General features: G+C 60.3%; 26 protein-coding genes. 17 read left to right on the top strand and 9 right to left on the bottom strand.

The window, feature by feature from the left end; translation table 11 throughout:
• Window positions 1-90 precede the first annotated feature (90 nt).
• The 4 genes from HGHM_RS20620 to HGHM_RS04205 are packed head-to-tail and all read left to right on the top strand — an operon-like array spanning window position 91 to window position 2621.
• Window positions 91-471, top strand: a complete 381-nt coding sequence (locus HGHM_RS20620) for a DUF2306 domain-containing protein (protein WP_019140264.1) — start codon at window positions 91-93, stop codon at window positions 469-471.
• Between the two features lie 10 nt (window positions 472-481).
• On the top strand, window positions 482-757 hold the full coding sequence (locus tag HGHM_RS04215; protein WP_019140263.1) for a 2TM domain-containing protein: 276 nt from the start codon (window positions 482-484) through the stop codon (window positions 755-757).
• A gap of 5 nt (window positions 758-762) precedes the next feature.
• Window positions 763-1833: a sensor histidine kinase gene (locus tag HGHM_RS04210; RefSeq protein WP_019140262.1), complete on the top strand. Its 1071-nt coding sequence runs from the start codon at window positions 763-765 to the stop codon at window positions 1831-1833.
• Window positions 1830-2621 (top strand): LytR/AlgR family response regulator transcription factor, encoded by a 792-nt coding sequence (locus HGHM_RS04205; protein ID WP_019140261.1) that lies wholly within the window; start codon window positions 1830-1832, stop codon window positions 2619-2621. The genes HGHM_RS04210 and HGHM_RS04205 overlap by 4 nt, the downstream gene beginning before the upstream one ends.
• Here HGHM_RS04205 and HGHM_RS20615 read toward each other — a convergent pair.
• Window positions 2608-3153, bottom strand: a complete 546-nt coding sequence (locus HGHM_RS20615; RefSeq protein WP_019140260.1) for an MOSC domain-containing protein — start codon at window positions 3151-3153, stop codon at window positions 2608-2610. The genes HGHM_RS04205 and HGHM_RS20615 overlap by 14 nt on opposite strands.
• Window positions 3154-3258: 105 nt before the next feature.
• On the opposite strand from HGHM_RS20615, the gene HGHM_RS04195 reads away from it, so the two are divergent.
• A complete protein-coding gene (locus HGHM_RS04195) occupies window positions 3259-3459 on the top strand; it encodes a hypothetical protein (RefSeq protein ID WP_019140259.1) in 201 nt (66 codons plus the stop codon).
• 53 nt (window positions 3460-3512) lie between these two features.
• Here the strand turns inward: HGHM_RS04195 and HGHM_RS04190 are convergent, their stop codons facing one another.
• The 4 genes from HGHM_RS04190 to HGHM_RS04175 all read right to left on the bottom strand — a co-directional run bounded on the left by HGHM_RS04190 (window position 3513) and on the right by HGHM_RS04175 (window position 6601).
• Window positions 3513-3977, bottom strand: a complete 465-nt coding sequence (locus HGHM_RS04190; protein WP_019140258.1) for a DUF2269 family protein — start codon at window positions 3975-3977, stop codon at window positions 3513-3515.
• 13 nt (window positions 3978-3990) lie between these two features.
• The gene (locus HGHM_RS04185) at window positions 3991-4407 is read right to left on the bottom strand and encodes a hypothetical protein (protein WP_019140257.1); all 417 of its coding nucleotides are present in this window, start codon (window positions 4405-4407) and stop codon (window positions 3991-3993) included.
• Between the two features lie 357 nt (window positions 4408-4764).
• Window positions 4765-5616 carry an N-formylglutamate amidohydrolase gene (locus HGHM_RS04180; protein ID WP_019140256.1) on the bottom strand — a complete coding sequence of 284 codons (852 nt, stop codon included), beginning with the start codon at window positions 5614-5616 and terminating at the stop codon, window positions 4765-4767.
• A gap of 4 nt (window positions 5617-5620) precedes the next feature.
• Window positions 5621-6601, bottom strand: coding sequence for a Bug family tripartite tricarboxylate transporter substrate binding protein (locus tag HGHM_RS04175; protein WP_019140255.1), 981 nt, complete (start codon window positions 6599-6601; stop codon window positions 5621-5623).
• A 134-nt stretch (window positions 6602-6735) separates the two neighbouring features.
• On the opposite strand from HGHM_RS04175, the gene HGHM_RS04170 reads away from it, so the two are divergent.
• Both HGHM_RS04170 and HGHM_RS04165 read left to right on the top strand, forming a co-directional pair.
• Window positions 6736-7680: a LysR substrate-binding domain-containing protein gene (locus tag HGHM_RS04170; RefSeq protein ID WP_034348388.1), complete on the top strand. Its 945-nt coding sequence runs from the start codon at window positions 6736-6738 to the stop codon at window positions 7678-7680.
• A gap of 235 nt (window positions 7681-7915) precedes the next feature.
• A complete protein-coding gene (locus HGHM_RS04165; RefSeq protein WP_019140253.1) occupies window positions 7916-9244 on the top strand; it encodes an MFS family transporter in 1329 nt (442 codons plus the stop codon).
• A 92-nt stretch (window positions 9245-9336) separates the two neighbouring features.
• Here the strand turns inward: HGHM_RS04165 and HGHM_RS04160 are convergent, their stop codons facing one another.
• Together HGHM_RS04160 and HGHM_RS04155 are read right to left on the bottom strand one after the other, a co-directional pair.
• Window positions 9337-9525: a hypothetical protein gene (locus tag HGHM_RS04160; protein WP_019140252.1), complete on the bottom strand. Its 189-nt coding sequence runs from the start codon at window positions 9523-9525 to the stop codon at window positions 9337-9339.
• A 307-nt stretch (window positions 9526-9832) separates the two neighbouring features.
• Window positions 9833-10909, bottom strand: coding sequence for a hypothetical protein (locus tag HGHM_RS04155; RefSeq protein WP_019140251.1), 1077 nt, complete (start codon window positions 10907-10909; stop codon window positions 9833-9835).
• Window positions 10910-11229: 320 nt separating this feature from the next.
• Here HGHM_RS04155 and HGHM_RS04150 point away from each other — a divergent pair, with 320 nt between their 5' ends.
• The 7 genes from HGHM_RS04150 to HGHM_RS04120 all read left to right on the top strand — a co-directional run bounded on the left by HGHM_RS04150 (window position 11230) and on the right by HGHM_RS04120 (window position 17910).
• A complete protein-coding gene (locus HGHM_RS04150) occupies window positions 11230-12972 on the top strand; it encodes a glutamine--tRNA ligase/YqeY domain fusion protein (RefSeq protein ID WP_019140250.1) in 1743 nt (580 codons plus the stop codon).
• Window positions 12973-13175: 203 nt separating this feature from the next.
• A complete protein-coding gene (locus HGHM_RS23360) occupies window positions 13176-15323 on the top strand; it encodes a hypothetical protein (RefSeq protein WP_161603766.1) in 2148 nt (715 codons plus the stop codon).
• 150 nt (window positions 15324-15473) lie between these two features.
• A complete protein-coding gene (locus HGHM_RS22575) occupies window positions 15474-15704 on the top strand; it encodes an oxidoreductase-like domain-containing protein (RefSeq protein ID WP_075111685.1) in 231 nt (76 codons plus the stop codon).
• 211 nt (window positions 15705-15915) lie between these two features.
• Window positions 15916-16119, top strand: a complete 204-nt coding sequence (locus tag HGHM_RS04135) for a hypothetical protein (protein ID WP_019140247.1) — start codon at window positions 15916-15918, stop codon at window positions 16117-16119.
• Window positions 16120-16227: 108 nt separating this feature from the next.
• Window positions 16228-16491: a hypothetical protein gene (locus HGHM_RS20610; RefSeq protein WP_051155310.1), complete on the top strand. Its 264-nt coding sequence runs from the start codon at window positions 16228-16230 to the stop codon at window positions 16489-16491.
• Window positions 16492-16617: 126 nt separating this feature from the next.
• On the top strand, window positions 16618-17496 hold the full coding sequence (locus tag HGHM_RS04125; RefSeq protein ID WP_019140245.1) for a PA4780 family RIO1-like protein kinase: 879 nt from the start codon (window positions 16618-16620) through the stop codon (window positions 17494-17496).
• 24 nt (window positions 17497-17520) lie between these two features.
• A complete protein-coding gene (locus HGHM_RS04120; protein ID WP_019140244.1) occupies window positions 17521-17910 on the top strand; it encodes a hypothetical protein in 390 nt (129 codons plus the stop codon).
• 92 nt (window positions 17911-18002) lie between these two features.
• On the opposite strand, the gene HGHM_RS04110 is transcribed toward HGHM_RS04120, so the two are convergent.
• Window positions 18003-18926, bottom strand: a complete 924-nt coding sequence (locus HGHM_RS04110; protein WP_019140243.1) for a helix-turn-helix domain-containing protein — start codon at window positions 18924-18926, stop codon at window positions 18003-18005.
• A gap of 179 nt (window positions 18927-19105) precedes the next feature.
• On the opposite strand from HGHM_RS04110, the gene HGHM_RS04105 reads away from it, so the two are divergent.
• Window positions 19106-19885 carry an MBL fold metallo-hydrolase gene (locus HGHM_RS04105; protein WP_019140242.1) on the top strand — a complete coding sequence of 260 codons (780 nt, stop codon included), beginning with the start codon at window positions 19106-19108 and terminating at the stop codon, window positions 19883-19885.
• A 428-nt stretch (window positions 19886-20313) separates the two neighbouring features.
• Here the strand turns inward: HGHM_RS04105 and HGHM_RS23045 are convergent, their stop codons facing one another.
• Window positions 20314-20490 carry a hypothetical protein gene (locus tag HGHM_RS23045; protein WP_019140241.1) on the bottom strand — a complete coding sequence of 59 codons (177 nt, stop codon included), beginning with the start codon at window positions 20488-20490 and terminating at the stop codon, window positions 20314-20316.
• A gap of 435 nt (window positions 20491-20925) precedes the next feature.
• Here HGHM_RS23045 and fusA point away from each other — a divergent pair, with 435 nt between their 5' ends.
• Together fusA and HGHM_RS04090 are read left to right on the top strand one after the other, a co-directional pair.
• Window positions 20926-23043 (top strand): elongation factor G, encoded by a 2118-nt coding sequence (gene fusA / locus HGHM_RS04095; RefSeq protein WP_019140240.1) that lies wholly within the window; start codon window positions 20926-20928, stop codon window positions 23041-23043.
• Between the two features lie 252 nt (window positions 23044-23295).
• Complete coding sequence (locus HGHM_RS04090; RefSeq protein ID WP_026075678.1) at window positions 23296-23841, top strand: REP-associated tyrosine transposase; 546 nt, start codon at window positions 23296-23298, stop codon at window positions 23839-23841.
• Window positions 23842-24248 lie beyond the last annotated feature (407 nt).

Below are 24248 nucleotides of genomic sequence, written 5' to 3'. Positions count from 1 at the left end.
CCCCGCTTCCGTCGTTTCGTCGCATGGCGCTACCGCCTGCGCAGCCCCGTACCGAGAATGCCTCCATCGAACCACCTTGAGGAGCACATCATGGAATTTACTCCGGTCATTCTCGCCCACGTTGCGACGGCATTCGGCGCGCTGTCCATCGGCGGCACCATGCTTGCATCAAAAAAGGGAACCGCGAGCCATCGCCTGCTGGGACGTACCTGGGTGGCGCTGATGCTGGCCACGGCCCTGCTGTCCTTCGGCATCAGGACCACCGGGCATTTTTCCTGGATCCACCTGCTGTCGGTCTGGATCCTGTTCGTGCTCGGCATGGCCATGTACTCCGTTTTCAGGCGCAACATCAAGGCGCACCGGAACTGGATGACGGGCGGCTATATCGGCCTGGTCCTAGCCGGGGCATTCACCCTCCTGCCGCACCGGCGCTTCGGCATCCTGGTCTGGCAGGCAATCGGCGTTATTTGAGGAGACCGAGATGAAAGACCATGACAACTACCGCACTGCCCGGCGCCATGTCGGCCGCAAGATCGGCTTTTCCATCCACCTGTCGGTGTTTGTGCTGGTGAATGCGGCGCTGATACTATTCAACCTGTTGCACAACCCACGCTTCCTCTGGTCCCTGTGGCCGCTGTTCGGATGGGGAATCGGCCTGTCCTTCCATGGGCTGGCCGTGTTTCTGAATGGGCACGGCAGCACATGGAAAGAGCGCATGATCAACCGCGAAATCGCCCGCCTCGAAGGAAAGCATTGAACGGAATGATGGCTCGCATCACGCAGAACCTGGATGCCTTTGCCCGGCGCTTTCCGGTCGACCTGGTTGCGGCATCCATTTTCAACGTGTTCTGCGCAGTCCTCGTCACTTACCTGATGCGGATCGGCACCGGTTTCTGGACCAACCTCGTATTCTCGATGTGCATCGGCTTGCTGGCCCAGACGTTCATCGATGGCGGTCGGCTGCTGCTCTGGGGCGACGGTCCGCCACCCAAGATCCCCTTCTTCGCCCTGCTGGCCGTCAGCGCGCCAGCCGCCTACTTCCTCGGCAGCTCTCTCGCGGCGCGCATGCTCGGCGTGCCGCTGCCGGAGCTGGGGCGCGGCGCCTATCATACCGAGGGACTGCTCATCCTGACCATACTGGCCTGCCTGTTCGGCACCTGGATGTTCTGGAGCCGCAGCAAGCTGTCCGAACTGAAAGCCACGGCCGAAGCCGAAAAGGCGCGTGCCGCCGCGATCGAGAAACAGGCCCTGCAAGCGCAGCTGCATCTGCTGCAGGCGCAGATCGAGCCGCACATGCTGTTCAATACCCTGGCCAACCTGAAGGGCCTGATCGCAGTCGACGCAGCGCGCGCGCAGCACATGCTCGACCAGCTGATCGACTACCTGCGCGCCAGCCTGACTTCCTCGCGCTCGGAAACGACCACGCTCGCGCAGGAATTCGCCCTGATTCGCGCCTACCTGGAACTGATGGCGATCCGCATGGGGCCGCGCCTGTCCTATGCCCTGGAGCTGCCGCAAGAATTGCACGACAGAAGGCTGCCGCCGATGCTCCTGCAACCGTTGGTGGAAAACGCGATCAAACATGGCATCGAGCCGAAGATCGAAGGCGGCCGCATCGTCATCCGGGCGGCTCGGGAAGCAGGAAGCCTGCAGCTTGCCGTCATCGATACCGGGCTCGGGCTGGAGGATGCCCGCCCGGATTCCGCCGGAATGGGGCTGGGCACGACGAATGTACGCGAGCGCCTGCACGCGCTGTACGGCGAGCGGGCCTCCTTTTCGCTGGAGCCGAATGCGCCGTGCGGCGCCATTGCCCGATTGAGCATTCCCTTATGACGACATACCGCGCATTGATTGCAGAAGACGAACCGCTCCTGGCCCTGACCCTGGTGCAGACGCTGCAGCGCCTGTGGCCGGAGCTGCAGCTCGGCGGCGTGGCGGAGCACGGCATCGCCGCCGTGCAGGAAGCCCTGGCACAGCGTCCCGACATCCTCTTTCTCGACATCAAAATGCCGGGCAAGACCGGGCTGGAAGCCGCGGCGGAGCTGGCGGAGGACTGGCCGGAAAGTACGCCCTTTCCCCTGGTCGTATTCGTCACCGCCTACGATGACTTCGCCGTGGAGGCTTTTGACCAGGCCGCCGTCGATTACATCCTGAAGCCGGTCAGCGATGCACGCCTGCTGAAAACCATCGAGCGCCTGAAAGGCCGGCTCGGGCAGAACCAGCAACGCGCCGCGGAGCTGGAGCGCATCGTCAGTCACTTGCGTACCCTGCTGCCGGCGCCGTCCGCAGCGTCGGAACGCCTGGCCGTCATCCGTGCCGCCGTCGGCAACCAGGTCCGCATGATCCCGGTCTCCGAGGTGCTGTACTTCGAGGCGGCCGACAAGTATGTGAACGTAGTCACTGCCGACAGCGAATCGCTGATCCGCATAAGTCTGAAGGAATTGCTGCCGCAGCTCGACCCCGCCGAGTTCTGGCAGATCCACCGGGGCACGGCAGTCAACATCAAGCGGGTGCATACGGCCGTACGCGACGATGCCGGCAAGCTCTTCCTCAGGCTGCACGGCCGCAGCGAAAGCCTGGCGGTGAGCCGCATCTACGCCCACCTCTTCAGGCAGATGTAAGCGCCTGCCCGGTCACCGGCGGCCCCTGCACTTCGCAGGTCACCGCATCGCCCTTGCGGATCATGCCGCCCGCGCATATCCGCGCGGTCAATCCGCCATGACCGCGCATCGCGTTGTAACCGCCCCTGCCCAGCACTTCTTCCATGCGGGAACAGGGTTCGCAGGGTCCGGTGATTTCCAGCACCACTTCGGTGCCGATGCGCAGCAGCAGCGCCTGGTCCCTGAACAGGGTGCGCGCCGCCAGCAGGTTCAAGCCCGAGACCACCAGGTTGCGCCTCAACAGGGCAGGATCGACATCCGGCCGCCGCAGCAGCGCTGCCACCACCGGCAAATGTTCCGCCTGGACCAGGGTGACCTGCCGTGCTCCGCCGCCACGGCCGGTGGCGCTGCGGTCGCCTTCCAGGCCGAAACCGGCAAGCGCTTGCACGGACTCGACCACGACGATCGTGGCGCGGCGCTGCGGTCGAAGCAGGATGGCTTCGAGGCGGCCGGGATGGGGAAACTGGCGTGAGAGGCTGCGCAGGTCGGTCATGGAAATCGCGAGTAAAAATTCTTCCGGCGCAATCCTGTCGGTGCGGCCGGAAACTGTTTCCGGAAAGCGGAATCTATCTCAGCTCACCATGACAGGAAAGACATCATGCAAGTACAAGTGATTCATGAAGACGCAGCCGGCGCCAAAACCGAATTCGGGATCAAGGAACTGGATCACATGCCGCCCATTGCGGAACCGTTTATGGTGGACAACAACGTCTATTACACCGCAAAGGCCTATTTCGGCCCGGATGAAAACGGCCTGTACATGCTCATCCTGGAGGGAGAGCCGCACCTGGTGAGTTGAACGGATTGCGCAGGTTCAAGCAGCAACCAGACGCGGTCTCGTCAGGTCCGACTTCAGCCGGGTTTCGCCACCATCAGGTACACCGCGGGCAATGGCAAGAGCGTCGCAATTATCCCGGCCAGGGTCCACAGCCGGGCCAGCAACCAGTAACGCGCAGGCACGATATTGTCCGGCGCGGGACGCCTGAGCAGGCGTGACTGGCCAAGCTGCACCGGTACCAGTACCACCAGCCAGATCAAGGCGCTGCCGGCCAGCAGCAGGTAACTCCACGCGATCCAGGGGACTTCCAGCACGCTGCCGTAAGCCGGCGCCATTGCATGGCCGGCTCCCAGCAGCACCACGATGCCGACGATGGTGAAGATCATGTCGGTGCGAATGATCATGCGCGACGCATACCGGATCACGTCGATGTCGCGCGAGCGATCGGCCCATGCCTTCCAGAAGCCGCTGACGATGATGTTGCCGAGGAACAGCAGCACGCCGAAGATGTGGATGGTCTTGAGCAGCGGATAGGACATGGGCGCAGGGCGCCTAGCGCGCCTGTTCCAGGGCGAATATCGCAAGTGGCATCAGGGCGATTCCGGAACCGGACAGGATGCGGATGGACAGGCCGGTGCCGCGTTCCCTGAACCAGGCAGTCAGGCGGAATGCGCAGAAGGCGTACAGCAGCGTCAGGGTCAGCAGGCTGCCGAGGCCGAACATCCTGACCGCCGGCACCGTGACCAGCAGCGCGAACAGAGCCGCCGCCGCAATGCCGAGCATCCCGCCGAGTAAGGACAGCAGGACCTGCCCCTTTTCCGCCGGCTCCGCAGGCACCTGTTCATGCAGGGCCCTGCGCCGCGCCGCCACATCCCGTTGCAGCAGGAAGATGAGCAAGGGATCGATCTGCCTGTATTGCAACAAGCCGGCACCGGCCGCGTCCACCAGGTCTTCGCGTTTGATTTTCATGCGTCACTCCTTCAAACTCCCTGGCTTGCCGATGCGTTGAAGGACCTCTCAAAACCCTGCCATCGTGTTTGCGCCAGATCACCGGTATCGGTGCATGTCCGGCGCGAACACATGGATGACGGGCTTTTCAGAATATCCCTCGCACATTCTTGTCGCGATTTGTTACAGAACGTATTAAATCGATTTTTTATTCGCGCTACGTAGAGTTAGATCAAGCGGAAAGAGGCGAATGCCGTCTGATTCGCGGGCGGATGATCTTGTATAAGAGTGCCCGTGAGAGGCAGGTGGAGGCGTGGGGGAGATGACGCCGGGCGGGACTGCCCGGCATTCCCTCCCGGTCAGGAGAGGGAATGCGGTTTACTGCGCGCGGATATACGCGGCAATCTTTTCCAGCACGACGGTCAGGTCGCGCTGCAGTTGCGGGAAGCCTTCATTCCGCTCACGGGTCTTTTCGTCCATGTAGAGCGGCCGGCGGATCTCGATCTGCAGGCTGTGACGGCGCAATGCCGGGTTGCCGATCTGGGCGATCAGCTGCACGCCCTTGTAGGGATCGTTGACGGCCACGGTGTAGCCGAGGGCACGCAGTTCCGACGCCACCAGCGCGACGAAGGCCGGCTCGCAGGTCGTGCCATCGCGGTCGCCGAGCACGAAGTCGGCCAGCGGATGCGGGCTGACGATGCCCAGGCGTTCGTAGGCATTGTTCGGCATCGAATGCAGGTTCAGATGCCAGACTGCGCCGGAACGCTGGTAGGCAGCGTCGATCGCCTGCGCCAGCGCCGCGTGATACGGCTTGTAGCAGTGGTCGATGCGGCCCTGCACTTCCTCGACCGACAGCTTGCGCTCGTAGATCGGCGTGGCCTTGTCGATGTTGCGCCAGATGAGGCCGTAGCCGAGCCTGGTTTTCGGTCCCGGCGCCAGCGGCAGCGGCCAGGGCGAAGCCAGAAGCTCCGGGTCGAGGTCATCCAGCATGCGGTTGGGATCGATGTAAACGCGCGGGAAATTCGCCGCGAGCAGGGTTGCGCCCACTTGCGGCGCGGCGCCCCAGAGCGCATCCACGTGCGTATCCTCGCCGCCGCGCAGCCGCGCCGGCGGGATCGCCGCGCCGAAGTCGGCGGGATATTGGGTGCCGCTGTGCGGCGAGTCGCACACCAGGGGAATCGCTTCCCCTGCCGGCACATGCAGCACGAACGGCTCGAAAGATGCACTCATCGGATCAGTCCAGCTGGATCTTGGCTTTCTTCGCGACTTCCGAGTAACGGGCCACGGCTTGCTTGATCTGAGCCTGGAACTGCTCCGGGGTGTTGGGCACCGGGGTGCCGCCCATCTCCGCCAGCCTCTGCTTGAATTCCGGCGCCTGCATGCCCTTGTGGATTGCCTGGTTCAGGCGCTTCACGACGTCCGCAGGCATGCCTGCCGGGCCGACGATGCCGAACCAGCCGGCTTCCTTCATGTCGGTGCCGAGTTCGGCGTAGGTGGGCACATCCGGCAGGTCAGGCGAACGGGTCGCGCTCAGCACGGCGAGCGGACGCAACTTGCCGGACTTGATGAAGGGCAGGCTCGACGACAGGTTGTCGGTGATCGCATTCACCTGGCCGGAAGTCGCATCGGTCAGTGCCTGGCCGGCGCCCTTGTACGGCACGTGCAGCAGCTGGATATTGAGCTGCATCGTCAGGTTTTCGATGTTCACGTGGCCGAGCGAACCATGGCCGGGCGAGGCGAAGGTGTACTTGCCGGGATTCGCGCGTGCCAGGGCGATGAATTCCTTCATGGTTTTGGCCGGTACGCTCGGATGCACCGAGAACACGCTCGGCACCGCTGCCACGTTAGTGATTGGCGTGAAATCCTTGACCGCGTCATACGCCAGCTTCGGATAGACGGCCGGGTTGGAGCCGTGCGTGCTGACGGTCGCCATGCCGATGGTGTAGCCGTCCGGCTTGGCACGCGCCACCTGGGCCATGCCGATCGAGCCGCCGGCACCGGCGCGGTTTTCCACGATGATGGTCTGGCCGAGTTCCTGGCCTGCGAACTTGGCAACCAGGCGTGCGGTCAGGTCGGTCGAGCCGCCCGGTACGAAAGGCACGATCAGGGTGATCGGCTTGGTCGGATAAGCGTCTTGCGCGAAGGCGGACAGCGGCAGGAGGCTGCAGGCCAGACCCGTCAGGACGATCCGGCGAAGTGCGCTGGGTTTGGACATGGATGGGTTCCTTCCTCGGTGGGTATCAATGAATCAATAGGGGGAAGGCTTAGTGTCTTCGTTTTTTGCCCTACTCGTAAGCAACGAAATTGTACAATCGCATTACCAAAGGTAATGCACAAGCAAGGCAAACAATGCGAATCCGTTCCCCTTCGATGTCAGAACTGCATGCATTCGCCACGGCGGCGCGCTGCGGCAGCTTCACGCGCGCCGCCGAGGAACTGTGCGTGACGCAGGCGGCCATCAGCCGCGCGATCAGCCGGCTGGAGATGCACTTCGGACAAGTCCTGCTCAAGCGTTCCGCGCACCGGCTGACGCTCACGCCCGCCGGACAGGCCTTCCTCGACCAGATCCGCGGTCCGCTGGCAGCCATCGAAGATGCGAGCGGCACGTTGCTGGCTCGCTCCAGCCGCAATTGCCTCACCCTGTCGGCGGTGCCGACGCTCGCCAGCGTCTGGCTGGTGCCGCGCTTGCCGGATTTCCGTCGCCGCCATCCCGATATCGAAATCAGTTTTGCGCCCTACCGGCGCGACGAGGATTTCACCGGCCCGGCACCGGATGCCGCGATCCTGACCGGTGTGGCCGGCGAATGGCCCGCCGGCTGGGCCTGCGATTACATCATCGGCAACGAGGTGGTGCCGGTCGCGCATCCGCAGCGCCTGCGCGCACGCCGCGACGCCGGACTCTGGAACACGCCGGCCGACCTGCTGAGCGAGCCCCTGCTGTACCACACCTCGGCGCCGTCGAACTGGCAGCTCTGGCTGGAAGCGGCAGGCGTGCCGCAGCCCCGGCCCGCGCTCGCGTCCGGCTTCGACCAGGTATCGATCCTGATCCAGGCAGTCATCGCCGACATGGGCGTGGCGGTGCTGCAGCGCTGCCTGGTGCGCGACGAGCTCGATGCAGGCCGGCTGGCCGTGCCCTTCGATCTGCCGATCGCCCTGCCACGCGGATATCACCTGTGCGCGCCGGTACAAAGGCGCGATCATCCCGCGCTCTCCGCATTCCGCGAGTGGCTGCTGGAAACGGCCCAAAGCGAGCGCCTTGAACCGGCGTCCGGCGACTCGCAGCAGCCTGCCTGAACCCGACCGGCACCAGCACTTTATCCACGGCAGTCGCGCCGCTTCTCCTCATGCGAGGAATGCACATGCATGCCTGCCATTGCATGGATGTCCGTCTTGCCGCGAGGGAAAGATCTCCAGCCGTCGGCTCTTCCACCATGCGTGTCGCCTGAAAGAAGCGCGTGTAAGGCGTATATTTCATTGCACGGATTGATCCGGCTTTTTTGGATCGCTCCCTCTTCACAGGATTAGCGCAATGAATGATTCCTCGCCTGCAACAACCTCCAGCGTACCCCAACCACCCGAACTGACTTCCGAAGATACCCGCAAGCGGGTCTTTGCGATCGTCGGCGCCTCTTCGGGCAATCTCGTCGAATGGTTCGACTTCTACGTCTATTCCTTCTGCGCGATCTATTTCGCGTCCGCATTTTTCCCGAAGGGCAATCAGACGGTGCAGCTGCTGAACACCGCCGGCGTGTTTGCCGCCGGCTTCCTGATGCGGCCCATCGGCGGCTGGATGTTCGGCCGCATCGGCGACCGCTACGGCCGGCGCACCTCGATGATGATTTCCGTGATCATGATGTGCGGCGGCTCGCTGCTGATCGCCTGCATGCCCACCTATGCGAGCATCGGCACGGCCGCCCCCGCGCTGCTGCTGATTGCCCGCCTGTTCCAGGGTCTGTCGGTCGGAGGTGAATACGGCACCAGCGCGACCTACATGAGCGAAGTGGCGCTGGCAGGCCGGCGCGGCTTCTTCGCCTCGTTCCAGTACGTGACGCTGATCGGCGGCCAGCTGCTCGCGGTCCTCGTGATCGTCATCCTGCAGCAGTTCCTGAGCGATGCCGAGCTCCGGGCATGGGGCTGGCGCATTCCCTTCTTCATGGGCGCGCTCGCGGCCGTCGTCGCCTTCTACCTGCGCCGCTCGCTCGCCGAAACCTCGACCGCCGAATCGCGCAGCCGCAAGGATGCCGGCACGCTGGCCGGTCTGCTGCCGCACAAGGCGGCCTTCCTGCGCGTCATCGGCTTTACCGCCGCCGGTTCGCTGAGCTTCTACACCTTCACCACCTACATGCAGAAGTACCTGGTCAACACGGTCGGCATGGATGCCAAGACGTCCAGCCTGATCATGACCGCCGCCCTGTTCGTCTTCATGGTGCTGCAGCCGGTGATCGGCGCCGTGTCCGACCGCATCGGCCGGCGCACCTCGCTGATCGTGTACGGCGTGGCCACGGTACTGTGCACGGTGCCGGTGCTGTCCGCGCTGCGGGACACGACGAGCCCCTATTCCGCCTTCGGCCTGGTGATCCTGGCCTTGATCGCAGTCAGCTTCTACACCTCGATCAGCGGCCTGATCAAGGCGGAAATGTTTCCCCCGGAAGTGCGCGCCCTCGGCGTCGGCCTGTCCTATGCCCTGGCCAATGCGATTTTCGGCGGTACCGCGGAATACGCGGCGCTCGGACTGAAGTCGCTCGGCCATGAAAGCTGGTTCTACTGGTACGTGACGGCGATGAGCGTGATCTCGCTGCTGGTGGCTGTCACGATGCCGGAGCCTGCCAAGAAAGGCTATCTCGTCGACCCGCGTTAAGCATGGTCCAATGAAGGCCGGAGTCCCGCCGGACCCCGGCACCGCATCCGACCGCCCGGCGTACTCATGCCGGAGTGGGCCGCATGCAGCAATCACCACTTCCCGTTCCTGAACACGATGTTCAGGTCGAAGGGCTTGGCAAAGACATCCGCCAGTTGATGAAGCACGTCGAATCCGGGATCCGATCCCCGAACTTCGGTGATGTGCACTGTTTGCCTGCCTGTCAGTTCATGCTGATTGATGACAGTCCGGTGCAGGTCCTGAATGATGATGGTCTGCATATGCGTTCTCCTGAGTTGGTGAAGGTTGGACAGGGCTGATGCCCCTGCAAGAGATTCTTGCGCTTGTCAGGATCGCAAAGCCCGTGCCTGCACCTTTCCTCTTCTCCACATCCTTCAAAATCAAGCACTTGCCGGCTGCAAGGATTGCCGGCGGGCGTGCAAGCGAAAGCGCATGGTTGGCACCCGGCCAACACACCAATGCCCGCTGTCAGGACGGCAGCAACAGCGCGGATGCCTCCGCCTCGCCCAAAAGAAAAAGCGCCCGCAGGCGCTTTTCCCCTCACTACTGGCCGCAAGCCGGGTCAGCTCATGCCGCCCTCGCCTCCAGCAATTCCCGCAAATCCGCCGGCAGCAGCGTGCGCAGCTTCGCCGACAGCTCGGCTTCATGTTTGCTCCACCACAAGCCGATGGCGATCAGCGCAAAGCCCATCAGCGTCAGCACCAGCACGAAGGCGAAGCTGTTCTTGAACATGTGCCACGACAGGTCGCACAGCACCGCCGCAATGCCGATCCCGCCGAACACCGCGAACATGCGCCGTCCCAGCGCCGCGCCGATAAACACCAGTCCCGCATGGATCGCGAAATACGCCAGCTTGCCGGCAAGCTGGCCGGAACCCATGACCGACAGCGCGCCGCAGAAAGTCAGCAGGCCGAACAGATACATCCAGTAGGCGTAATCCTTGTCATGGCGCGTGCGCAGGTCGATGAAGAAGGCCAGCAGCAGCATTACCGCACCGAAGGCGAGCGAAATCAGCTTGCGCATTTCCCAGGCCGCGCTGCCGAACCAGTCGCCGCCGTCCTGCGCCTGCAGCAGGGCCGGGATGACGTCCATGCCCATGTACCACAGCGTCACCGCGACCGGCATCGTCAGGAAGGGATAGCGGAAGCGCCGCAGCAGCGCCACGCCTGCCGCCAGCGTCGCCAGTTCCATCACCAGCCAGCGCCAGTCGATGTAGCGGTGGAAGTCGCGGTAATGCCGGGCGCCGGGGCCGTCGGTCCAGAAGCCGAGCACATGCTGCAGGGCGAACACCGCCAGCGGCACCAGCGCGATCGCCAGCGTGGCGAAGATGCCCGCCGGGATACCGAAGCCGCGCTTTTCCAGGGCGCCCGCGATGCCCAGCGCCGCCAGTGCATACAGCAGCGACAGCACGAACAGCGCGCCCATCCCGAGCGCCTCGACCGCCAGCGTGGCGAACAGCGATGCCGCGCCGATCGCCAGCATGCCGCCGAGGTAATACAGCACGTGCGTACCGGAAAAGCGGGCCGCCCCGCCCTGCGGCGACTGCGCGAAGCGCGCGTTCAGGAACACGTACAGCGGTTCCAGCTCGGCCGGGTTGAGCACCCCCGCCTGCACTGCCGCTTCCAGATCCTTGCGTTTGACCATGATCGACTTCCTCCTCAGTTTCTTGGTGCTCAGTTTCGTGTTGTTATCCGGGATTCCGTTTCCTCGCCGCCCCACTCCCGCCGAAGGGCCGGCGCATCGATGAAACGAGCCGCAATGTAAATCCGATTCCCGCCCGGCCGAAGCGGAATAATGCCGGCAGCCCGCCGTAATACGCCCGGCTTCACATTCCGATACGGATTCCCGGGAAACCGCCCTGCCGCTCCGGCCGATGCAAGGCGCAGCCCCCGCAAAATCCCTGCTTCACTACGGTAAAATGCCTGCAACTCTTCAATTCCACGCATTTTTCCAGAAACCATTTCATGAGCAACGACATCAAGAACGGCGCCGACAATGCGCCGGCATCGAATTTCCTGCGCAGCATCATCGAAGAAGATCTCGCCACTGGCAAGTACGCCAAGCGCACCGATCCCAACGGCCATCTCCTGCCGCAGGTCATCACCCGCTTCCCGCCGGAGCCGAACGGCTACCTGCACATAGGCCATGCCAAGTCGATCTGCCTGAACTTCGGCCTGGCGCGCGAATACAACGGCCGCTGCACCATGCGCTTCGACGACACCAACCCGACCAAGGAAGAACAGGAATACGTCGACGCCATCATCGACGCCGTCGAATGGCTCGGCTTCGACTGGAAGGATGAAGGCGGCGACCACCTCTACTTCGCCAGCGACTACTTCGACCAGATGTACATGATGGCCGAATACCTGATCAGCGCCGGCCACGCCTATGTCGACAGCCAGTCCGCAGAAGACATGGCGAAGAACCGCGGCAACTTTTCCGAGCCGGGCAAGAACTCGCCCTTCCGCGACCGCCCCGCCGCCGAATCGCTCGACCTGTTCCGCCGCATGCGCCTCGGCGAATTCAAGGATGGCGAACACATCCTGCGCGCCAAGATCGACATGGCCTCGCCCAACATGAACATGCGCGACCCGGCGATCTACCGCATCCGCCACGCGCACCACCACCGCACCGGCGACAAGTGGTGCGTCTACCCGATGTATGACTATGCGCACCCGATCGAGGACGCGATCGAATACGTCACCCACTCCTTCTGCACGCTGGAGTTCCAGGATCACCGCCCGCTCTACGACTGGCTGCTGGAGCGCCTCGCCGAAGGCGGCTTCTTCAAGCACCCGCTGCCGAAGCAAACCGAATTCGCGCGCCTGAACCTGACCTACGCGATCACCAGCAAGCGCAAGCTGCTGCAACTGGTCGAGGAAAAGATCGTCGACGGCTGGGACGACCCGCGCATGCCCACCATTGTCGGCATCCGCCGCCGCGGCTACACGCCGGAATCCATCCAGCTCTTCTGCGACCGCGTTGGCGTGGCCAAGGCCGACAGCTGGATCGACATGAGCACGCTCGAAGGCGCGCTGCGCGACGACCTCGACGCCAAGGCCCCGCGCGCCGTCGCCGTGCTGCGCCCGCTCAAGCTCATCATCGACAACTTCCCGGAAAACCTCGTCGACGAATGCACCGCCCCGGTCCACCCGCACCATCCGGAACGCGGCCACCGGACCTTCCCGATCACCAAGGAATTGTGGATCGAGGAAGAAGACTTCATGGAGACGCCGACCAAGGGCTACTTCCGCCTCTTCCCCGGCAACAAGGTGCGCCTGCGCTACGGCTACGTGGTCGAATGCACCGGCTGCGACAAGGACGCCAACGGCAAGGTCATCGCAGTGCGCTGCAACTACTTCGCCGATTCCAAGAGCGGCACCGAAGGCTCGAACAACTACAAGGTCAAGGGCAACATCCACTGGGTCAGCGCCACCCACGCGCTGGAAGCCGAAGTGCGCCTCTACGACCGCCTGTTCACCGACCCGACGCCCGACGCCGGCGGCAAGGACTTCAAGACTGCTCTGAACCCGAACTCGAAGGAAATCATCACCGCCTACCTGGAACACGGCATGAAGGCCGCCCTACCCGACGACAAGTTCCAGTTCGAGCGGCATGGGTACTTCGTGGCGGACCGGGTGGATTCGAAGCCGGGGAAACCGGTGTTTAATCGGGTGACCACCTTGAAAGATTCTTGGACAAAGTAACGCCAATAATCGGAAACAGGACGAAATAAAAAAGCCCGCATAAGCGGGCTTTTTTATTGAATGTTCTTCTTGGGATAGACCAGATCATTTAACTAAGGAATAATTGCCAAAAAAATATTTTTTACATGGTTTTGGCCTTCATAACTTATTGGCCATAGCCAGTATCCATATCGAAGAAGGGGGACGGCGTGAAGACATTGTCTGTGAGATTCGAAAGCTGTTATGGCATTCGTCAGTTGACACACGACTTCCACTTCAAAGATAAGAAAGTGTATTCGGTCTATGCGCCAAATGGCTTTATGAAAACGTCCTTTTCCAAAACGTTTTCTGATGCTAGTAAGGGCCTCCCCACTGGAGATGTAATTTTTCCTGAGCGGTTATCAACGCGGTTAATTCAAGACGAAAACGGCATTGAAATTAAGGGCGACGATATTTTTGTTATTGAGCCATATAACCAAGACTTTAGCTCTGACAAGGTTTCATTACTCGTTGTTAATCAAGCTGTTAAAAAAACTTACGACGAAGCAGTCCTGAAGATCGAGAAGAAAAAAGACTCATTAATAACGAAGCTTAAACAGCTTTCGGGACTTACCGGAAGAGCTGTTACCCCAGAAATCGAACTGCGGAAGTGCTTTCAGAAGGACTCGATATTTGAGATTTTCGAGGAACTTGAAGAGAAAGTAGGCGTACCTGAAAATACTAGACTTTCACTCATTTCATACGCCGAGCTCTTTAACGATAAAACGATAGGATTTCTGGAGTCGGGAAAAATTCAAACTGAGCTCAAAGAGTACATTGAAACCTACAATGAACTATTAGCCAGTTCATCTCTTTTGAAGAAGAGTTTTAATCACTTCCACGCGAAGACAGTCCAAAAAAATCTGGTCGATAACGGATTTTTTTCCGCAAATCACACGGTTAATCTCTTCAACGGAAAAAATAAGGAAGAAATTATTTCCGCTGAACTTTTCAATGAAAAAATCGAAGAAGAGAAAAAGCGAATTTTATGTAACGCTGAACTCGAGAAAAAATTTGATGCCATCGATAAAAAGTTATCGAACGTGGAACTACGTAGATTTAGGGACTATTTATTCGAGCACAAAGAGATAGTTGCAGATCTATCCGACTACAAAAAACTACAAAAAGAGATTTGGATTTCATATTTAGCAAATCAACGTGATCTCTATTCCGAACTCATAAATGAATATAGAGTCAGTAAAGGAATCATTCAGGCTGCTATCAATGCAGCTAAAAGTGAAAGAACCGCTTGGGAGGACGTGGTAGAAATATTTAATAAAAGGTTTACAGTCCCCTTTAAGATTTCTATTTCAAACCAAGACGATGTGATTTTGAAGGGATCTATCCCGCAAATTGTCTTCACCTTCTATGACCATGAAGTATCAAGCAAAGTGGACCGTAATTCTTTGCTTAAAGTATTAAGCCAAGGCGAAAAAAGAGCCCTATATATCTTAAATATCCTGTTCGACCTAACGGCAAGAAAGCGTCAAGGACTTAAAACAATTCTTGTAGTCGACGATATAGCGGACTCATTTGACTACAAGAACAAATACGCAATAGTTGAGTATTTAAAAGAAATCTCCGAAGCAGGCGAGTTCTATTCCATATTTTTGACTCATAACTTCGACTTCCATAGAACCATTTCCAGCCGACTGGGCATTCCCAGACAAAATCGCCTATTCGCTGTAAAGAACGGTAGGGATCTTAAGTTGGTACAAGAGATATACCAAAAAAATCCGTTTGAACATTGGAAGAAAAATTTTGCAAATCATCGCTTTGTAGTATCAGCAATCCCTTTCGTTCGAAATCTTGCGGAATACTGCGGATACGAAGATGAATTTCTAAAATTGACATGCTTACTTCATCTCAAGGTAAGCACTAAAAGTATTACGATTAAAGACCTCGAAACAATATATCGCTCTATCCTCAAAGACAAAGCTAATCTTTCATTGGTCAATTCAGATCGCTACGTTATTGATCTACTTTTTGAACTTGCGGAAGAGATTTTGATTGAGCCAGATGCCACTGCCGAGCTTGAGAGCAAAATAATTCTATCTATTGCCATACGTCTTCTTGCAGAAGAATTTATGATTAAAAAGATAGGAGATCAAAACTTTGTAGATGGAATAGCAGAAAACCAAACAGCGAAATTGCTCACACGGTTCAAAGCCAAATATCCACTTGATCTCGGACCAATAGCTTTGCTCGAGCAGGTAAATCTAATGACGCCAGAAAACATACACTTAAATTCATTTATGTATGAGCCAATATTAGACATGGCGCCTGAACATCTAAAGAAACTTTATAAAGATGTTAAAGATCTCAACGCTTAACCACCTTAGATTTTTTACTTAAGCCAGGTAGGGTGCGCCACGCGCACCATTTTCCTCCTCGACCGTCGTTATACTTGGCCCATATCCTTTTCCAAATTGGTGCGCGTGACGCACCCTACTTTTACTGCTTTACCCCACGTTTGTTAAGCAATGAATGACGATCCACAACGCCTGTCACCTGAAAGCACCTATCAAGCCAAACAATGGATCACCGAGCTGAGCGCGCAACTGGTCCAACACGGAATCCTGCTGCGCGATCCGCCGGAAGAGCCGACCTCTTGCTGCGGTCGCGGATGCAATGGCTGCGTGTGGGATGGATACCTCGCCGCAGTCGGATACTGGTGCGAGCAGGCCCGGGCAGCCTTGGCTGAGCAGAGCTGATACAGCAAGCGCAGGGCGCGCTCCTGTCCTTCTTCGCCCTTTTCAGGCAATTCCCTTTCCACGATGCTTCCGGCATTCAATTCTTGCAATCATGCATCAGCTAAATGACATGGCCTGCAGCGCTCTTCCGGCTACGCGGAACCTTCTCATGTCCGCCACATGCGGTTATCCTGTCGATGGATGACTTCAGCGCAAGAACACAAAGGTAAAGATGATGGCAAAGAAAGAAAAACTGGATCCGGAAACAGAGGCATTGATCAAGTGGTGTATCGAGGTGGAAGGTTTTCTGGTCGCCGGCGGGGCGACCGTGGCCGAAGCCCAGGAACATATCGAGGAGCAGGTTGAATGGTTCACGGACCTGTTCTATGAAGGCCTGACGCCCGAAGAAGCCGCGAAGGCGGCATTGAATGATTAAATCTTCCATATATGGGAGCAGGCTCGGTCAGGTTCCGGATCGGGTCTTTCCCCGCGAATGCAAGTTCACCCACCATACTCACGCCAATCACGCCGCCCCGCCATGCCGATGACCTACGAAGCTTACCTGGACGAAGTCACCACGCTGCTGACAGAGATGTTCGACATGAGCGACGACGCTGCGATCAAGCATGTGATGCGTGCGCAGGCAGCGGATTTCTTCACGCTGCATGACGACATCCCGGCGATGCGCACGCAGGAACGTGCGGTGCAGGACGCGAAAACACTGTTCGCACAGATCAGTCAGTCCCGTCCTCAGGCGCGCACGCCGTCGCCGCCGAAGCCCAAACCACCGGGCAAGCGCAGGAAATAATCGGCAGTGCCCATCCGTCGCGCTCCGCCTGCAAGCAGGCGGCATCCTGATACACTGCGGCACCTGCGCGGTTTCGGCGACAGCCGTTCCCTCTTCCCTGCCCACCTTTGCGAGCATCGCCATCCCATGAAAATACCGAAAAGAATCCAGCCGCTCGTTGATGAGGGCCTGGTTGACGCGGTCATCCGCCAGCTCATGAGCGGCAAGGAAGCGACGGTGTACGTGGTGCGTTGTGGCGAGGAGATTCGTTGCGCAAAGGTCTACAAGGAGGCCAGCCAGCGCAGCTTCCGCCAAGCCGCCTCGTACCAGGAGGGCCGCAAGGTCAGGAACAGCCGGCAGGCGCGGGCGATGGAAAAAGGCACGCGCTACGGCCGCAGGATGCAGGAAGAGGTATGGCAGAACGCGGAGGTGGATGCCTTGTATCGCCTTGCCGCTGCCGGGGTGCGCGTGCCGAGGCCGCACATCTGCCTCGAAGGCGTGCTGCTGATGGACCTGGTGACGGATGCCGGCGGCCAGGTCGCGCCGCGGCTCAGCGATGTGGAGCTGACGCAGGAGCTGGCGCTGGCCTATCATGCGGCACTGCTGCGCGAGGTGGTGCTGATGCTGTGCGCCGGCGTCATCCATGGCGATCTTTCCGAATACAACATCCTGGTCGATGCCGACGGGCCTGTCATCATCGATCTGCCGCAGGCGATCAATGCGGCCGGCAATATGCAGGCCGGCGCGATGCTGGAGCGCGACGTGGCGAACCTGGCGACATTTTTCAGCCGGTTTGCACCGCAGCTCGCGCATACGCAGTACGGGAAGGAAATCTGGGCGCTCTACGGCGCAGGTTTGCTGCGTCCGGATACCGTGCTGACTGGACAAGTGGCAGCCGACGACCGGCCGGCGGACGTGGGCGCCGTCATGCGTGAAATCACCCTTGCCCGCAAAGAAGAGGAAGAGCGGCTGCGGCGCTTGCAGGAGATGCGAGAGTCCTCCCCCGCGCCGTGGGCGCACCGCTAACGATTATCGATTTCAGGAAAAGACATGGACGACAGTTTGACGAAGGATGAGTTTGAAGCGCTGGCCCAGATCCGGCAGTTGAAAAAAGGGGTCAAGCCCAGCGCCTGCGTCGCACGCAATGCCAAGAAGCTGATCGGGCTGAAGTATGTGACGAGCGCCCGCGATGGCACATATTCGCTGACTGAAAAAGGACAGCAGACACTGTTCGTGAAACGCTGCGTCGATGGGCTGCGCGCAGTAGCAAACGCGGCGGCGGTGGCTGCCGCACCGGCATCCCTCGATGCGGATGTCGCCACCTTCCTGACCAGAAAGGGACTGATCGCGCCGAGGGCAGCAGGCGACGGATATGACCTCACCGAGCGCGGGCGGGAGTCGCTGGCCGACATGGATGCCCGGGACAGCAGGCAGGCCTAGGCAATCATCAGCCTCTCACGTCCCGTGCCGGCGCGTGCCGGCACTGCAGACATGATGCGCCGCAGATATGGCGACATTCACGACCTTCACATTCACGACCTTCCGAATGCCTGCCGGTATTGCATTGGCGTCAGCGCCGTCAACTCCTTGAACATGCGCCGCATGCCGGAATCGCTGCTGAAGCCGAGTTCGGCGCTGATTGTGGCCGCCGGTGCAGTGGTATGGATCAGGCGCTCGCTGACCTGGTTGAGCTTGATGCGGCGCACATAGCTTGCGACCGGCAATCCCGTGGCGGCGGCGACCTTCCGGGCCAGGGTGCGCTCCGTCATGTGCAGCTCCGCAGCCAGTCTGCCCACCGTCGCTTCGAAGGCCGGCAGCCGCTCCGCGATCATGTGCAGCTCGCGCAGCAGGCGGTTCGGCTGTTCGATCAGGTTCATCGTCTGAAAGGCGTGATGGGTGCGCTCGGGACGCGGCAGGACCATGAGCTTCGTCAGGTCCCGGTAGGCTTCCTTGCTGATGCGCGTTTCGATGAATGCCTGGGCGATCGGCAGATAGCCGTTGACCCCGGACGCGGTCGCGGTCAGCGTGTTGAAGACGCTGGTGCGCTCGACTTGCCAGAGCGCCTTGGGGTACTGTTCCCGCACCATGTCCGCCAGCCACCAGGTAATCGTCGCATTCTGCCCGTTCAGCCTCCCTGATGCGGCAGCCAGGCAGACGCCGGTGCAGTAGCTCCACATCGCCATGTTTTTCTGCAGCCCCGCCAGTGCCGCGATCAGCCCGGCATTTGCCGCGAGCGTGCCGGCGATCTGCCGCGGCGATTCGGCCCAGAAGCCGGGGATCAGTACCGCGTCGAGACGCGCATCCCGGACCGATGACGCGGCCTTGATCACGTGGCCGTGAGCGCATTCGACCGTGCCCGCCTGCGCCGCCACAAACACGGGTTCGAACAGCCTTGCCCCGGTCCGCCGGTTCGCCGCATGGAGAAGATCGGTGAAGCCCAACAGCCCGGCCGGCATGCATTCCGGGTACAGGAGCAAACCGATACGGAAAGGACCTGGCGAAGGGCTTGAAGAGGAGCGTGGCAAGGGACGCGATGCAGGCATGGCAGGAAATGGTTGTTTTATGTCAATTTTAGCCATTCTAAGCTGGCCACTGCCCAGAGCACAATGCGTCATCCCATCAGAAAGGATAGACCATGAAAATCACCCAGCTCCGCAATGCCACGGCCATCATCGAGATCGGCGCTTACCGGATCCTCGTGGATCCGATGCTGGCGCCCAAAGGCGCACTGCCGCCCTTGAAGTTTTTAAGTCAGCGCGAGCGCAATCCCATCGTCGATCTGCCGCCGGAGGCCGATGCGGCACTGGACACGGTGACCCATTGCCTGATCACGCATTGCCAGAAAGGCCATTTCGACCATCTCGACCGCGCGGGCAAGCACTGGCTGCGCGGCAGGCAAATCCCGGTCATCTGCACGCCGCACGATGCCGGCCATCTTCGCCAGCGCGGCCTGAACGTGCTGCCGCTGCCGGAGCAGCATCATGAACCGCAGCCTTTCCTTGGCGGACGGATCAGGACGGTGACATGCAGGCATGGCAGGGGCATGGTCGGCCTGCTGATGGAACACGGCGTCGGCTACTTTATCGAGATGCCGGGGGAGCCGAGCCTGTACCTGTCCGGCGATACCATACTGACGCCAGAGGTGCTTGCATTCCTCGCGCGTCATCAGCCCGACATTTCCGTGGTCCCGGCCGGCGGCGCGCGGTTTGAGGTCGGACATGAAATCATCATGGGCACGACGGAAGTCCTCGCGTTTGCCCGGGCCGCGCAAGGCATCACCGTGGCGAATCACCTGGAAGCGCTGAGTCATTGCCCGGTGCAACGGACGGAACTCAGGAGTGCTGCGGCCCATGCGGGCGTGGACGACCGCCTGCGGATTCCTGCGGACGGGGAAACGCTGGAATTCGCGGTTTGAAGCAAGGGGAGTCGGTGGGCGTAGGGTGCGCCGTGCGCACCATTCCTCTTTCGGTTCGCTGTGTTGATTAAGCCTATACCGGTACCGGTGCGCACGGCGCACCCTACGTTCCGTGAACGTTTGGCGGCCTTTTCCACCATCCGCACGCTACGGCATGAACATTCATGAGGGGGCGTAGGGTGCGCCATGCCCACCATTCCTCTTTCGGTTCGCAGTGTTGATTCAGCCTTTTTCGATACCGGTGCGCGCGGCGCACCCTACGTTCCATGAACGTTTGGCGGCCTTCTCCACCATCCCCACGCTACGGCGTGAACATTCATAAGGGGGCGTAGGGTGCGCCATGCGCACCATTTCTCTTTCAAACCCCTGCGTCGCTGCAGCCTTTCTCGGCAGCGGTGTGCGCGGCGCACCCTACGACTGCTTTGCCATTAGCGGCTGTGGCTCGCTTGCCCGGCGCGGCAGACAAACGTTTCAACGGCTTCCTGTACCGTCATGCCTCCGTAAAAATAGCCGCAGCCGCCTATGATCCCGCCACGAATGGCAATCATCGCCTCGTGGTCCAGTTCCTCGTGCTTGATCAGATCCTTGATTACGAGCGTAGTCATCGTGCTTCTCCTGAAAGTAAATGAATGGTTGGTGGTTCACATCGAACATGTCGCCATGTTCGGGAAGGTATTGAGCAATGCGCATGCCAGTCCCGGTTCAGTGCATAAACCGGCATGTAGGCGCCTTATGAAGGACAAAAAGCCGAACATCGCCTGGCATGTCGGCAGAATTTGGCGTTCGTGGGTTGGGCCAGATCCAACATCTCACCGTGCGCGTTAGCTGCGACCCGACAGTGTAGGGTGCGCCATGCGCACCATTCCTCTTTCGGTTCAGGTAGCTGATTCAGCCCTTCCCGATAACTGGTGCGCATGGCGCACCCTACCTTCCGTGAACGTCTGACGGCGCAGGAGTTCGCTGCCGCGCTCCTTTCCTATAATGATCTGGCACACGCGCCATGCGTGCATTGCCTGCAAGCATTCGCAGGGAGGAGAGCCATGCCTCGCAAAACCCCTATCGAGCGTTACCGCAACATTGGCATCAGCGCCCATATCGACGCCGGCAAGACCACGACCACGGAACGCATCCTGTTCTACACCGGCGTCAGCCACAAGCTCGGCGAAGTGGATGAAGGGTCGGCGACGATGGACTGGATGGAGCAGGAAAAGGAGCGCGGCATCACGATCACGTCCGCCGCGACCAATTGCTTCTGGAGCGGCATGGCCGGCGACCATCCGCTGCATCGGATCAACATCATCGATACGCCGGGGCATGTCGATTTCACGATCGAAGTCGAGCGCTCGATGCGGGTGCTGGACGGCGCCTGCGTGATCTTCGATGCGGTGCGCGGCGTGCAGCCGCAGTCGGAAACGGTCTGGCGCCAGGCCGACAAGTACCGGGTGCCGCGCATTGCTTTCGTCAACAAGATGGATCGGGTAGGCGCCGATTTTTTCATGGTGCAGCGGCAGATCGGCGAACAGCTCAAGAGCAATGCGGTGCCGGTGCAGATTCCCCTGGGCGCGGAGGAGGACTTCCACGGCGTGGTCGACCTGATCCGGATGAAGGCAATCATTTGGGACGATGCATCGCAGGGCGTAAAGTTCGAGGTCAGGGAAATCCCCGCGGCATTGATGGAAACCGCGTTGCAGTGGCGCGCACGCATGATCGAGGCGGCGGCTGAGTCGAACGAGGCACTGCTGCAGAAATACCTGAACGATGAAGCGTTCAGCGAGGCGGAGATCAAGAGCGCCCTGCGCGAGCGTACCCTTGCCGGCACGATCGTGCCCATGCTGTGCGGCAGCGCGGTGAAGAACCGCGGCGTGCAGGCCTTGCTCGATGCGGTGATCGATTACCTGCCCTCGCCTGTCGACATCCCGCCTGCCGCCGGCTACGACGAGCATGGCAAGCCGGCGGAGCGCCGCGCCAGCGACGAGGAAAAGTTTTCTGCGCTTGCCTTCAAGCTGATGGCCGATCCCTTCGCGGGCGACCTGGTCTATTTCCGCATTTACTCGGGCGTGATGACGGCCGGCGGCACTTACACCAACGCCGGCAAGGGCAGGAAGGAACGCATCGGCCGCCTGCTGCAGATGCATGCCAATCACCGCACCGAAGTCGACGCAGCCTACGCGGGCGATATTGCGGCGGTGGTCGGATTGAAGGACATCACCACCGGCGACACGCTGTGCGATCCGTCCGCCGTCATCCGCTATGAGCGCCTGGTGTATCCGGAGCCGGTAATCTCGCAGGCGATTGAACCGAAGCATCAGTCCGACCAGGATGCAATGGGCACGGCACTGGCCCGGCTGGCCCGCGAAGATCCGTCGTTCCAGGTCAGGATCGACCCGGATTCAGGACAGACCATCATTTCCGGCATGGGCGAACTGCACCTCGAAATCCTGGTCGAGCGGATGCGCCGGGAATTCAACATCGATGCCAGCGTCGGCAAGCCGCAGGTCGCCTATCGCGAGACCATTCGTCGCACTTGCGAATCGAGCGAAGGCAAGTTCATCCGGCAATCCGGCGGACGCGGGCACTACGGCCACGTAGTGCTGAAGATCGAACCGCGGCCGCGCGGCAAGGGTTTCGAATTCGTCTATACCATCAAGGGTGGCACGATACCGCACAACTTCATTCCTGCAGTCGAACAGGGCATCCGCGACAGCCTGCCGGCAGGCGTGCTGGGCGGGTATCCGGTACTGGACGTGAAAGCGACGCTGCTCTCGGGTTCCTATCATGAAGTCGACTCGGACGAGAATGCATATCGCATCGCCGCGTCCATCGCGTTCCGGGATGGCTGCCGCAAGGCCGGGCCGATGCTGCTGGAGCCGGTCATGCGGGTGGAAGTGACGACGCCGGAAGACGGCATGGGGGATGTGATCGGCGACCTGTCGGCGCGGCGCGGCGAGATCCAGGCAGCCGACGATGCGCCGGGCGGCAGGACGATCCGGGCGGAAGTCCCGCTGTCCGAAATGTTCGGCTACGCCACCACGCTGCGCTCGCTGACGCACGGGCATGCCAGCTATACCATGCAATTTGAGCGCTACGGCGACGTGCCGGACGATCTTGCTGCGGCCAGGCTGGGGATTGTCATGCGGGGCGATCTTTCGTCCCATTGAAGGGGTCTGTTGCTCTGCAGCGGTGCGCACGGCGCACCCTACCACTGGGTTTCCCGCTCCGGAACGGTGGGCGCGGCGCCCCCTACGTTTTCTCGTGGCACTTGCGCCTATAAGCGGACGTAGGGTGCGCCGTGCGCACCATTTACCCGTCTCTCTTATACAGGCGCGCACTATTCACCCCGCCTCCTTTATACTGGCGCGCATCCCTTTTCCCGAACCGGTGCGCGCGGCGCACCCTACTGCCTTGTAGCCATGCCGAATTATCGTCGAGCCGATACAACGGGCGGCACGTATTTCTTCACCGTTAATACGCTGCACCGCCGACCTGTGCTCACCGAGGCGCCGGTGCGCGAGGCATTGCGGGAAGCGATTCGGCAAACGCGCCTGCTCGCTCCATTCGAGGTCGATGCATGGGTCCTGTTGCCGGACCATCTGCATTGCATCTGGACGCTACCGTGTGGCGATGCGGACTTTTCGATGCGATGGTCGCGGATCAAGCGATTGGTATCCCAACGATGCGCCGATGCATTCGGCATGGACGAAATTTCCGCATCGCGTCTCAAGCGCAAGGAATCCGGCCTGTGGCAGCGGCGGTTCTGGGAACATCAGATTCGCGATGAAACCGATTTCGCGCGCCACGTCGATTACATCCACTGGAATCCGGTGAAGCACGGCCTGGTGGCTCGCGCGGCGGACTGGCCGCATTCGACCTTTCATCGCTTTGTGCGGGATGGCGTGTATCGACCGGATTGGGGACTGGCGGCGTCAGAGGTGGCGGATATGGGGGTTGGGGAATGATGGCGTGAGAATGGTGCGCATGGCGCACCCTACACATTGATTCGGTGCTAGGCGTAGCTAGACGTAGGGTGCGCCATGCGCACCATCCCCCTCGATTCCCGTTATGCCGAGGCGCGGTCTTTTTGCCGAAACGGTGCGCATGGCGCACCCTACAACCCGCGCACCGATTCGTATCAAATTGTGTCACCGGAAATAGCGTAGGGTGCGCCGTGCGCACCGCCCTCTCAAACCCTGTCATGCCAACCCAAGGTTTTTTGCCGAATCGGTGCGCAGGGCGCACCCTACCTTGTCTGCCATCTGGCGAAAATTACCGGGTTATCGACGAGCCAAATATTCCAGGCATGCGCCTTCACACCGGTCTGACGGCATATGTCCGGCACCGGACCGGCCGGGCTCCGGCTCAAGCG

The organism is Noviherbaspirillum massiliense JC206, from assembly GCF_000312045.1.
In the GTDB taxonomy this organism is placed as follows: Bacteria; Pseudomonadota; Gammaproteobacteria; order Burkholderiales; family Burkholderiaceae_D; genus Noviherbaspirillum; species Noviherbaspirillum massiliense.
The sequence above is the reverse complement of the archived record's forward strand: the minus strand, read 5'-3'. Positions and strand labels throughout refer to the sequence as shown.